The sequence below is a fragment of the Streptomyces sp. NPDC057302 genome (genome assembly GCF_042667685.1).
Lineage (GTDB): Bacteria > Actinomycetota > Actinomycetes > Streptomycetales > Streptomycetaceae > Streptomyces.
The window spans coordinates 1-11,410 of the sequence record NZ_JBHUZJ010000143.1 but is presented as its reverse complement, the minus strand read 5'-3'; the positions used below and the strand labels follow the sequence as shown (position 1 = coordinate 11,410).

The window sequence follows — 11,410 nt, the reverse complement described above, 5'->3', positions numbered from 1 at the left end:
CGTTGATTTCGCCGCTGCTTACCGCGCTTACCCCTTAATTAAGACCCCTTCTGTCCGGTCCGTTATCGCGCTGTGGCCGCAGCTTTGGGGGAGGGTGTACGCTGTGTGGGGCGCCCCGCACCGCGGGGGGCGCCCCACCTGTCGCGGGACCTGTCGCGAGGCCGGCCGCGGACCGGCGTAGGACGGGCTACGGAACGGTCTTGACCGTGACCTTTCCGTCGACGATGTCCTTCTCCGCCTTCTCCACGGCGGCGACCACGTCCTTCATCGCCGTGTACTTCGGATTCGAGTCGGCGAACCCCACGCGCCCGGACTTCAGGTCGTAGCGCTGCTCGCCCGTGATCGGCTTGCCCTCGACGACCGACTTCGTCAGGTCGTAGACGGCGCCGCCGACGTCCTTGAGGGCCGAGCCGAGGATGTAGTCCTTGTACTTGGCCAGGGCCTTCTGCTTGTACTGGTCGGAGTCGACGCCGATCGCCCACACCTTCTGGGAGCCGGCCTCCTGGATCACGCCCTGCCCGGAGAGGCCCGCCGCGTGGTAGAGCACGTCGGCGCCGGACTCGATCTGGCCGCTCGCCGCGTTCTGGCCCTTGTCGGGGCTGGAGAAGCCGCCGTCCTCGGGCTTCTCGGTCAGATACCGCTTCTCGATCTTGATCTTGGGGTTGACGGACTTGACGCCCTGGACGAAGCCCGCCTCAAACTTGTGGATGAGGTTGATGTCGACACCGCCGATGAAACCGACGTGGTCGGCCTTGGTCGCCTTCGCGGCGGCGACGCCCGCCAGGTAGGACCCCTGCTCCTCGTGGAACACGAGGTCGGCGACGTTGTCGGCCTTGACGGTGTTGTCGTCGATGATCCCGAAGGTCGTCTTCGGGAACTTCTCGGCCGCCTCCTTGATGGCGGGGGCGTAGATGAAGCCGACGCCTATCACCGGGTCGTAGCCCTGTTTGGCCAGCTGCTCGATGCGCTGGACCTTGTCGGCGCTGGACTCGCCGTCGCCCGGCTCCATGTCCACGCCGCCGATCTTGAAGTCCTTGCGGGCCTTGGCGTATCCGGTGTACGCGGCGTCGTTGAACGACTGGTCGCCCTGGCCGCCGATGTCGTACGCGAGGCCGACGCCCTTGGCCTTGTACTTCGAGGACGAGCCGGACGTGTCGCCCTTGTCGTCGTCCTGTGATGCCTCGCTGCTGGTCTTGCCGCACGCGGAGGCCGCGAGGGCGAGGGAGGCCACCACGACGGCCACTTGGGAGAGCTTTGATCCTCGGGTTCCACGAGATCCTCGACGAAGACGCATAGGACGCACCCCTTACGTTCCTCAAAGCACCCTTGAAGGGCCTGATTTCGGCGCACAGTAACGCGCGTAGAAAGGGAGGGGAACGGGGTTTCGCACTGCCGTTACCTATTCGTGCCGAGGGCCGGTTACGTCCGGGTGAACGGGTCCGTCGTAACCGGCCAATAGCGGTGGTTACCTACCGGGCACTGTCGATCAAGGCCGCCGCGGTGAAGAGCTCGACGCCCACCGTGATCGCGGTCTCGTCCGCGTCGAAGTCGCCCTGGTGCAGATCGCGGACGGTGCGCTCGCCGGGCGTGCGGACGCCGAGGCGGGCCATGGCGCCCGGCACGTGCTCCAGGTACCAGGAGAAGTCCTCGCCGCCCAGGCTCTGTTCGGTGTCCTCGACGGAGTGCGGGCCCAGGCGCCGGCGCATGGCCTCGCTCAACAGGTCCGTCACGTCCGGGTCGTTGACGACGGGCGGGACGCCGCGGATGTAGTTGACCTCGGACTTGGCGCGGTAGAGGTCGGCGATCTCCTGGATGGCGCCGTGCACCAGGTCGGGCGCCTTCCGCCAGGCGGTGAGGTCGAGGCAGCGGACGGTGCCGGAGAGTTCGGCGTGCTGCGGGATGACGTTGCAGGCGTGCCCCGACTCGATGCGGCCCCAGGTCACCGCGAGGCCCGAGCGGGCGTCGATGCGCCGGGCGACCAGGGCGGGGACCTCGGTGGCGACCTTGGCGGCGGCGGTGACGAGGTCGGTGGTGAGGTGGGGGCGCGCGGTGTGGCCGCCCGCGCCGTCGAGCGAGACCTCCAGGCGGTCGCAGGCGGAGGTGATCGCGCCTGCCCGCAGCCCGATCTTCCCGGCGTCCACGCGCGGGTCGCAGTGCACGCCGATGATGCGCCCGACGCCGTCGAGCACGCCCGACTCGATGGCGTCGGGGGCGCCGCCGGGCAGGACCTCCTCGGCGGGCTGGAAGATCAGCCGCACGGGCTGCGGGAGTTGGCCCTGCTCGGCCAGCCCGGCGAGGACGAGCCCGGCGCCGAGCACCACGGTGGTGTGCACGTCGTGCCCGCAGGCGTGGGCGCGGTCGGGCACGGTGGAGCGGTACGCGACGCCGAGCTTGGTGTCCGGGATGGGCAGCGCGTCGATGTCGGCGCGCAGCGCGAGCATGGGGCGCACGCCGTCCCACTGTTCGGTGCCGATGTCACAGACCAGTCCGGTGCCGATGTCCAGTACGCGGGGCTTGAGGCCGGCCCGCTCGAGCCGGGCCTTGAGGGCCGCGGTCGTACGGAACTCCTGGTTGCCCAGCTCAGGGTGCATGTGCAAGTCGCGGCGGAAGGCGATGAGTTCCGTGCGCAGGGCTTGCGGGAGCGCGCCGGGGAGTGCCGCTTCCCCGGGGGCGTCCCCCGCTGCTTCCCCGGGCAGATCGGCCTCGGACCCTCGCTCGGACTCTCGTGACATCAGTTGGTTCACCCTCTGAAGGGTAGGGCGCGGGGTGGGCCAACTGACCCACGATCAACAAAAGTTCAGCCCGATAGGGTAAGAAAATGTGGCCGCGTGGCGCATGGGCGCTAGTTGAGATGGGTAAACTATCCGGCTTTTCAGGGCGAATCCGCTGGTCACACGCGCGCTCCCGAACCAGTGGCACCGGGCCCGGCCGCACCTGACCGTCAGGCCGTAGCGGCCATCCCGTGGGGTGCGGGTGCCACCGATGCCAGGCGGTGGACGTCGCGGGCCGTTCCCGTCACGCCCGACAGGAAGCCCTGGGCCCGGGGGGACGCGGTTTCCGTCAGCCAGGCCGGGTCGATGTCGCAGACCGCCACGCGGACCTCCGTGCCCGCCAGGGCCAGGGGCAGGGTGTGGACCACCGTCGAGGGGAAGCTCAGGATCGTGCGGCCGATCGGGCCTCTGCGGGCGATCAGTTCCAGGGGGAGGTCGGGGCGGACCACCTGGAGGCCCGTCTCCACCGCCAGGCGGTGCAGCTTCTCCGAGCTTTCACGGCGGTGGGCGAAGTAGCGGGTGGCGCCGTGCGCCCGGGAGAGGCTGCGGACCGCTTCCACGTAGCGGTCCAGGTCCACCACGCCCGTCTCCACGAGAGAGGTGCCCACCAGGTCCGCGCCCTTGGAGACGCGGGGAGGGCCGAACCGCTCCCGCGTCCAGGCGAAGGTGTTCGGCGTCACCCGCACGCCCTGCGGCGCCGAGTCGATCGGCATGGAGGAGAAGACCTCCACCGTGCGCCTGCCGCCGGGCGTCAGGCGGCGCCGGGCGGAGGCCGAGATCGGGGCGAAGGCGATGTCGCGCACGCCAGGACGGCCGCCCCGGCGGTGCCAGCGCACCAGGCGCTCCCCGGCGGCCAGTTGGGCCACGAACTCCATCGTGGCCGTGCCGTCGTCCACGACCACGAGCGAGCGGGCCCGCGTGATGGTCAGGAGCAGCTGCACGTAGCGCGAGAACGGGTCGCCGATCACGATCCGGTCCGCCGCCCGCAGCGAGCCCGTCAGGCCGCCGACCGTCTGGAAGGGAGCGGCGCCACCGCCGCGCGCCTCCTCCCAGCGGACGTTCAGGCCCTCGTCGCGGGCCAGCTGGGCCATGCGGCGCAACTGGCCGCGGGTCATCGGGTCGTTCGGGGAGAGGACGACGACGGTGAGATCCCCGGCCGGGCCGGTGGCCCCGGCCGAGTGCGCCCACTCAAGGACGTTGAGGAGCTGCACGGGGCTCTCTACGAACGCCAGGGTGGTGGGCGCCGCATCGGTGGGGGCCGTCGGCCCGGGTCGGGGGCTCATCGTCGTATGACCGTGTCCTGTCCTTGTGGGGGGCCGGTAAGAGCGGCTGCGCGCTCAGACCGCGACCGGCTCGCGCTCGGCCGCCTCGGCCGCGTCCGCCTCGGCGACGACGCCCGTGACGCGGCGCAGCTTCTTCATCGGGCCGAGCTCGGACTCGTAGACCTTCTTGACGCCGTCACCGAGGGAGGCCTCGATGGTGCGGATGTCGCGGACGAGGCGGGTGAGACCCTGGGGCTCCACCGACGCGGCCTGGTCCGAGCCCCACATGGCGCGGTCGAGGGTGATGTGGCGCTCCACGAAGGTGGCGCCGAGGGCGACCGCGGCGAGCGTGGTCTGCAGGCCCGTCTCGTGGCCGGAGTAGCCGATCGGGACGTTCGGGAACTCCTGCTGGAGGGTGTTGATGACGCGGAGGTTCAGCTCCTCCGCCTTCGCCGGGTACGTCGACGTGGCGTGGCAGAGCAGGATGTTGTCCGAGCCCAGGACCTCGACGGCGTGGCGGATCTGCTTCGGGGTCGACATGCCCGTGGAGAGGATGACCGTGCGGCCCGTGGCGCGCAGCGAGCGCAGCAGCTCGTCGTCGGTCAGGGAGGCGGAGGCGACCTTGTGGGCCGGGACGTCGAACTTCTCCAGGAAGGTGACGGCCTCGGTGTCCCACGGGGAAGCGAACCAGTCGATGCCGCGCTTCTTGCAGTGCTCGCTGATGGCCTGGTACTCGGACTCGCCGAACTCCACGCGGTGGCGGTAGTCGATGTACGTCATCCGGCCCCAGGGGGTGTCGCGCTCGATGTCCCACTGGTCGCGCGGGGTGCAGATCTCCGGGGTGCGCTTCTGGAACTTGACCGCGTCGCAGCCGGCGTCGGCGGCCACGTCGATCAGGGCGAGGGCGTTGTCGAGCTCGCCGTTGTGGTTGATGCCGATCTCACCGGTGATGTAGACGGGGTGGCCGGGACCGGCGGTCTTCGAACCGAAGGTGCGCAGACGGGAGTTGGAGCTCATGACAGGAACGTTCCTTACTTGTTGAGGGAGGGGCCGAGGATCCATGCGGCGATCTCTCGGATCGCGCCGTCACCACCGGGGAGAGCGGTGACCGCGCGTGCGGCGCCGCGTACGACGTCGTGGGCGCTCGCGACCGCCACCGGCCAGCCGACGAGGCTGAAGCAGGGGAGGTCGTTGACGTCGTTTCCGACGTAGAGCACGCGCTCGGGAGCGATGCCCTGCTCCTCGCACCACTGCTTGAGTGCGAGGTCCTTGCGGTCGATGCCGTGCAGGACGGGAAGCTTCAGCTTCCTGGCGCGCGCGGCGACGACCGGGTTCTGTTCCGTGGACAGGATCAGCAGCGGCAGGCCCGCGTCACGCAGGGCCGCGATGCCGAGTCCGTCCCCGCGGTGCACGGAGACGAACTCCCGTCCGTCGGAGTCGATCAGCACCCTGTCGTCGGTCTGGGTGCCGTCGAAGTCGAGTACGACCGCGTCGATGTCCTCGCGGGTCGGAAGCGCGTCGGCCCGGCCGCCGTCGAAGAGCGGCGCGAGCGCGCGGGCGCGGGCGAGGTCGTGCGGGTCGTCGATCTCCAGGACGCGCGCCGGGTCCGTACGGACGAGTTCGGTGCGGCCGAAGAAGCGGTGCTTGTGCTCGCGGAAGCCGGTCACGTCCATGCCGTAGACCGCGCCGGTCTCCAGGAGGTCCTGGGGGCGGTCCTGGCGGCGCGGGCGGAAGGACTTGTCGTGGTTGACGCCGTAACCGCCGTCGGTGGCCGTCGCGTTGGCGACCTTCGTGGTGCCGCCCACCTGGCCGGTGCGCCGCGCGTCGAGGACCGCGGGCTCGTCGTCGGCGTCGCGCCAGACGAAGCCGTGGAAGGGCGCGACGGTCAGCGCGGTGTCCGCGCCGCCGTCGGTGATCGAGCCGACCACGCCGTCGAGGTCCTCGCGGACGATGAAGGGGCTGGTGCACTGCACGAGCAGGACGACGTCCACGGCGGTGCCATGCAGCGATTCGTGCGCGTCCATCGCGTGCAGGACGGCCGCCTCGCTGGTGGCGGTGTCCCCCGCGATGGCCGCGGGGCGCAGGACCACTTCGGCGCCGGCCGAGCGCGCGGCCTCGGCGATCACGTGGTCGTCCGTGGAGACGACGACGTCCGTGACGAGCCGCGCGGCCAGGCACTCGCGGATGGCGCGCGCCACCAGGGGCACGCCGCCGACCGGGGCGAGGTTCTTGGCGGGCACGCCCTTGGAGCCGCCGCGGGCCGGGATGACGGCGAGGACGCGGCGTGCGGGCGCGCTCCCTGGGGCGGAGTGGGACATGGGGGCTCCTTGAGAGGGGTGGGGGATCACAGCTCGCCCATCCGCCGGATGACGGGGGCCACGCGCTGCACCCCGTGCCGGTAGGCGCCGCGCGCCGCGCTGCGGACGGCCTGGCGCACGGGGCCCGGCTCGCGGTCCGCCGCGGGTGCGCCGGGCAGCGGGCCGCCGTCGGGGCCGAGGTGGTGGCGGGCCAGGATGCCGGGGAGGTATCCGGGGGCGGTGGTGAGGCTGTAGTACGGGGCGACGGGCGGCAGTTGGGGCTGTGCGAGGAGTTCCGCGACGCGCTCGCGTGCGGCGTCGAAGGCCTTCGCGTACGTCCCGTCCGGCGCGACGCCCTGCCGTGCGACCCACTCCGGAGCGGCCTCGGGGCTGTACCCCGCGTCGATCTCGTCCCAGGACGCCAGGCATCCGGAGCCGATGAAGTGGTGGTTGCCGAGCGCCTCGCGCACCCCGAGGTCGGTGAGGACCGCGGTGGGGATGCGGCGGTGCAGGGATTCGAGCGCGGCGGTGGAGCTGACCGTGACGAGCAGGTCGGTACGGTCGAGAACCTCGCCCATGTTGCCGTACACCAGGCGGCAGTTGGGCGGCAGATCCTCGCCCTTGGCGAGCTTCTGGTAGGGCAGTTCCTCGATGTGCGTGGTGTGTTCGCCGGGCTTGCTGCGCAGCTTGATCAGGACCTCGCGGTCCGGGTGCAGGCGTGCGTGCTCGACCATGCGGCGCAGCAGGTACGCGCGGTGGGCGCGGCTGTCCGGCACGGAGGGCTGCGCGGCGAAGACGACCGTGTACGGGTCGTGCTTCTGGCCCTTTTCGAGGTAGGCGGCGCCGCCTAGGAACGGCAGCGCGCTCTCCACGACTCCCGAGGCGTCGGCGCCCACTCCCCCGTACACCGCGCGGAAACGCTCGGCGTCCTGGCGGGAGTTGGCGAGTACCACATCGGCGCCGTGCCGCAGGAGCAGGCCGTCGGCGAGCTTCTCGTAGACGACGCCGACGTATCCGGTGACGATCACGGGGCGCTTGCCGTGGCTGTCCCGCGCCAGCCGGGCGAGGCCGTGCAGCACCGCCTGGACCGCGCCGCCCACGAGGGCGAGCACGATCACGTCGGGCGCTTCGCGCTCCACCTCGCGCAGGAACTCGACCGCGGTGACCTCACGGAGCGTGTCCGCGCGGACACCGACCTCTTCGAGCTGGCGGACGGTGGGTGTCGCCCGGCCTCGGAGGAGGCGTCCGTCGAGGCGCGCCTTGGCGAGGCGGCTCGCGGTGAGCGCACCCCATTTCCACCGGGTGTCGGAGTCGGCGAGCACGGTGATCCGTGTCGTCCCGCTGTTGCTTACTGGCACAGGAAGGACGCTAGGAAGCCATTGAGATTGGCGGCCCAACTCAGGTGCAACAAACGGTTAACAGCACGCCGACGAATGGCGAATCAGCCCGGGAATCCGCCGGTAAGCAGGCGGGTTAACCATTCCGCCATGCGTCGTTCACCTGACGTCTCGCCTTCGGCCAAGACGAATGCCGGGCCGACACCTAACGTCACCCACGTGGTTAAGCTCTCCGTCATCGTGCCGTTCTACAACGTGCAGCAATACGCGCCCGACACCTTGAAGAGTCTGCGGGCGAACGCACGCGAAGACTTCGAATTCATTCTCGTCGACGACTGTTCGAAGGACGAGACTCCAGAGATCCTGGAGCGCGCCGCGCGCGAACTGCCCGGCGCCGTCCATCTCAGACATGAGACGAACGGCGGTCTGGCGACCGCCCGCAACACGGGCCTCGACGCGGCGCGCGGCGAGTACCTCACCTTCCTGGACGGTGACGACTGGCTCGCTCCCGGTTATTACGCGCGACTCGTCGCTGCCATCGAGCAGTTGGGCTGCGACTTCGTGCGTACCGACCATGTGCAGTGCACCGCTCGGGCCCGCACCATCCACCGTGTCCCGCACGGCAGGCGCGGCGTCGTCATGCCGCCGCGGGACGTCATCCTGCCCGCCGACCGGTCGACGTCCGTCGACTACGCCTACGCCTGGGCGGGCATCTACCACCGGCGCCTGGCCGACCAGGGCCTGCTCCACTTCACCGACGGCCTGCGCACCGCGGAGGACCGGCCGTGGATCTGGCGCCTGCACCGCGAGGCGGAATCCTTCGCGGCGGTGGGTCTGCTCGGCGTCTTCTACCGGCGCGGGGTCGCATCCTCACTCACGCAGATCGGTGACGTACGCCAGCTCGATTTCATCCGGGCATTCGACCAGGTGGTCCGGGAAACGGCACAGGACCGCGACGCGGACAAACTCCTGCCGAAGGCCGTCCGTACTTACTGCGCGATCATTTCCCACCATCTGGGATCCATCGAAAGGTTCGAGCCACAAGTGGCGCGGAAATTGAAGTCACTGAGTGCGGCCGCCCTGAAGCGGATGCCGCAGGGCGTTCTCGACGACGCCCTGGACTCCATGGACATACAGCGGGCGACCCGCCTTCGCCGTCTTCGTCGGCGCCCGGTGTCGGCGGAGGTGGCCGCGTAATGGCGACGACGCAGATCTTCCTCGCGTCCACGCTGTACGGCACCGCGACGCTCGCCGCCGCCATCGACGCCGACCGCTTCGGCCCCGCCGACCGGCGGCTGCTGCTCGTCAGCAACAACGCGGCGACGCCGGAGACGACCCTCTCCGTGGACGAGATGCCGGGCTTCGACCGTCTTCGGGACCGCTTCGACGACGTACGTTCCTGGAACGAGGCCATCTCCCCTTTCCATCCGGGCGGCTGGGCTCCCCGGGCGGACGACATCCCCCTGTGGGAGCGGTACATCCGGCTCCTGTGGGACCTCGGTGACGACGACATCGAGCTGGCCGTCGAGTCGATCCAGGTCAACCCGGCCCTGGCCCTCGCGCAGGTCTTCACGGGCGCGCCCGTGGACGTCTACGCGGACGGCCTGATGAGCTACGGCCCCACCCGCAACAAGATCGACCCCCTGGTCGGCACGCGGGTGCGCCGCCTCCTGCACCTGGACCTGGTGCCGGGCCTGACCCCGCTGCTCCTGACCGAGTTCGGCGTCGAGGCGGAGATCGTGCCGACCGAGGCCTTCGTGAAGGTGCTCGACCGTCTCGCCGACGGCGAGAACGACCTGCCCGACCTGCACGAACCCGCCCTGCTCCTGGGCCAGTACCTCTCCGCGCTGGGCATCCTGACCGCCGAGGAGGAGGAAGAGCTGCACGTGCGCATGGTGCGCGGCGCCGCCGAACTCGGCCACACGCGCGTGGTGTTCAAACCCCACCCGACCGCTCCGGCCCGCTGGTCGCGCCTGCTGGAGAAGGAGGCGGAGGCGATCGGCGTGGAGCTGACCGTCCTGGACTCGCCGGTCCTCGCCGAGGTCCTCTACCAGCGGATGCGCCCGGCCCTCGTCATCGGCTGCTTCTCGACCGCGCTGCTCACGGCCACCGCGCTGTACGGCCTGCCGGTCGCCCGCACCGGCACCGAGACGCTTCTGGAGCGGCTCGCGCCCTACCAGAACAGCAACCGCGTCCCCGTCACCATCGTGGACGCGCTGATCCCCGACCTCGCCGACAAGGGCGCGGTCACCGGGCGCCAGCCGGGCTTGCCGGTCGCCGACCTGGGCGAACTGCTCGTCGCCGTCGGCTTCGCCATGCAGCCGCAGATCTATCCGCGCCGGCGCGGGGCCGCCGAGCGCTACCTCTCGACGCACCTCACCCCGCACACCTGGCGCTACTTCAAGCGGCGCCGCCTCACGGCCCTCGCCCTGCCCGGAGCGCTGCCCTCGCAGCTCTCGTTCATCCCGCGCAACGCGGCCGTACGCCGGGTCGCGCGCCGGGCGCGTTCGGTCCAGCGCTCCATCAAGCGGACCGCACTCGGATGACCTCTCCCGGAACCACGCTCCCGCACCACTCCCCGGGAGCGGCGGACACCCTCGCGCGCACGATCGCGGCCCCGCCGGCCGCCAAGCGTGCGCGGCCCCGCCTCAGGGCCCTGGACGGGCTGCGGCTCATCGCGGCCCTGATGGTCGCGGGCTACCACTACGGCGGCCGTGACGGCGAGATCTCCGAGGCCTGGGGCAGCTCGCCGAGCCTTCAGTTCCCCACGGCGCACAGCTGGTTCGCGTACGGCTGCCTCGGCGTGCAGATCTTCTTCGTCATCAGCGGCTTCGTGATCTGCATGAGCGGCTGGGGCCGTCCGCTGCGCGCGTTCTTCGCGTCACGCGCTTCGCGGCTCCTGCCCTCCTACTGGGCCGCGATCGTCCTGGTGACGGCGGTCTTCGCGCTGCCCGTGGTGGCGTACGAGGCGGTCTCACCCAGCGACGCCCTGGTGAACCTGACCATGCTGCAGCAACCGCTGGGCGTGGACCGTGTCCTCGGGGTCTGCTGGACGCTCTGGGCCGAGCTGCGCTTCTACGCCCTCTTCGCGCTCTGCGTCGTCCTGCCGGGTGCGAACCGGGCCCGCGTGATCCTGTTCTGCGCGGTGTGGACCCTGGCCGCGGTCATCGCGGAGGGTGCGAACGAGCCGCTGCTCGACCTCGTCCTCATGCCCGAGTACGCCCCCTTCTTCATCGGCGGCATCGGCATCTACCTCGTCCACCGCGACCGCAAGGACCTCACGGCCTGGGGCATCGTGGGCGTGAGCTGGCTGATCGGCCAGCACTACGCGGTGGACCGCCTCTGGCACGCGCCGAACCCGGACTTCTTCTCCTACCGCACGTCCTTCGGCATCATCGCCGTCGTGACGGCGGGCTTCGCGGCGGTGCTGTTGATCGCGCTCGGCGCCCTGCACCGGGTCGACTGGCCGTGGCTGACGGTGGCGGGGGCGCTTACGTACCCGTTCTACCTGGTGCACGAGCACCTGGGCTGGGTGACGGTGGGCGCGCTGCACCGGGGGCTCGGGCTTCCGTCGTACGCGACCTTCGCTCTGACGATCGCGGCGATGCTGACCCTGGCGTGGCTGCTGAACCGTTTCGTCGAGGAGCGGCTCACCCCGCTGATCCGCAACGGGCTCATGATCCGGAAGTAGTGCCGGAGTCACCCCTCCAGCATTCCCTCCAGCATCGTCGCCCCGATCCCGG

General features: G+C 70.6%; 9 protein-coding genes. 3 read left to right on the top strand and 6 right to left on the bottom strand.

The genetic code is table 11. The features are described from left to right. Positions 1–187: 187 nt before the first annotated feature. The 6 genes from ACFUPX_RS43195 to ACFUPX_RS43170 form a co-directional block, all read right to left on the bottom strand. A complete protein-coding gene (locus tag ACFUPX_RS43195) occupies positions 188–1,294 on the bottom strand; it encodes a BMP family protein (RefSeq protein ID WP_383335081.1) in 1,107 nt (368 codons plus the stop codon). Positions 1,295–1,469: 175 nt separating this feature from the next. Further along, positions 1,470–2,732 carry a M20 family metallopeptidase gene (locus ACFUPX_RS43190; protein ID WP_383335079.1) on the bottom strand — a complete coding sequence of 421 codons (1,263 nt, stop codon included), beginning with the start codon at positions 2,730–2,732 and terminating at the stop codon, positions 1,470–1,472. Between the two features lie 209 nt (positions 2,733–2,941). After that, positions 2,942–4,054, bottom strand: coding sequence for a hypothetical protein (locus ACFUPX_RS43185; protein ID WP_383335077.1), 1,113 nt, complete (start codon positions 4,052–4,054; stop codon positions 2,942–2,944). 54 nt (positions 4,055–4,108) lie between these two features. Then, positions 4,109–5,050, bottom strand: a complete 942-nt coding sequence (locus tag ACFUPX_RS43180) for an N-acetylneuraminate synthase family protein (protein ID WP_383335075.1) — start codon at positions 5,048–5,050, stop codon at positions 4,109–4,111. 14 nt (positions 5,051–5,064) lie between these two features. Continuing rightward, the gene (locus ACFUPX_RS43175; protein ID WP_383335073.1) at positions 5,065–6,351 is read right to left on the bottom strand and encodes a cytidylyltransferase domain-containing protein; all 1,287 of its coding nucleotides are present in this window, start codon (positions 6,349–6,351) and stop codon (positions 5,065–5,067) included. 26 nt (positions 6,352–6,377) lie between these two features. Continuing rightward, complete coding sequence (locus tag ACFUPX_RS43170) at positions 6,378–7,688, bottom strand: DUF6716 putative glycosyltransferase (RefSeq protein WP_383335071.1); 1,311 nt, start codon at positions 7,686–7,688, stop codon at positions 6,378–6,380. A 198-nt stretch (positions 7,689–7,886) separates the two neighbouring features. Between ACFUPX_RS43170 and ACFUPX_RS43165 the strand changes: the two genes are divergently transcribed. The 3 genes from ACFUPX_RS43165 to ACFUPX_RS43155 are packed head-to-tail and all read left to right on the top strand — an operon-like array spanning position 7,887 to position 11,358. Further along, positions 7,887–8,864 carry a glycosyltransferase family 2 protein gene (locus ACFUPX_RS43165; protein WP_383335069.1) on the top strand — a complete coding sequence of 326 codons (978 nt, stop codon included), beginning with the start codon at positions 7,887–7,889 and terminating at the stop codon, positions 8,862–8,864. After that, positions 8,864–10,213, top strand: coding sequence for an alpha-2,8-polysialyltransferase family protein (locus tag ACFUPX_RS43160; protein WP_383335067.1), 1,350 nt, complete (start codon positions 8,864–8,866; stop codon positions 10,211–10,213). Before ACFUPX_RS43165 ends, ACFUPX_RS43160 begins: the two co-directional genes overlap by 1 nt. Continuing rightward, positions 10,210–11,358 carry an acyltransferase family protein gene (locus ACFUPX_RS43155; RefSeq protein WP_383335065.1) on the top strand — a complete coding sequence of 383 codons (1,149 nt, stop codon included), beginning with the start codon at positions 10,210–10,212 and terminating at the stop codon, positions 11,356–11,358. The genes ACFUPX_RS43160 and ACFUPX_RS43155 overlap by 4 nt, the downstream gene beginning before the upstream one ends. Positions 11,359–11,410 lie beyond the last annotated feature (52 nt).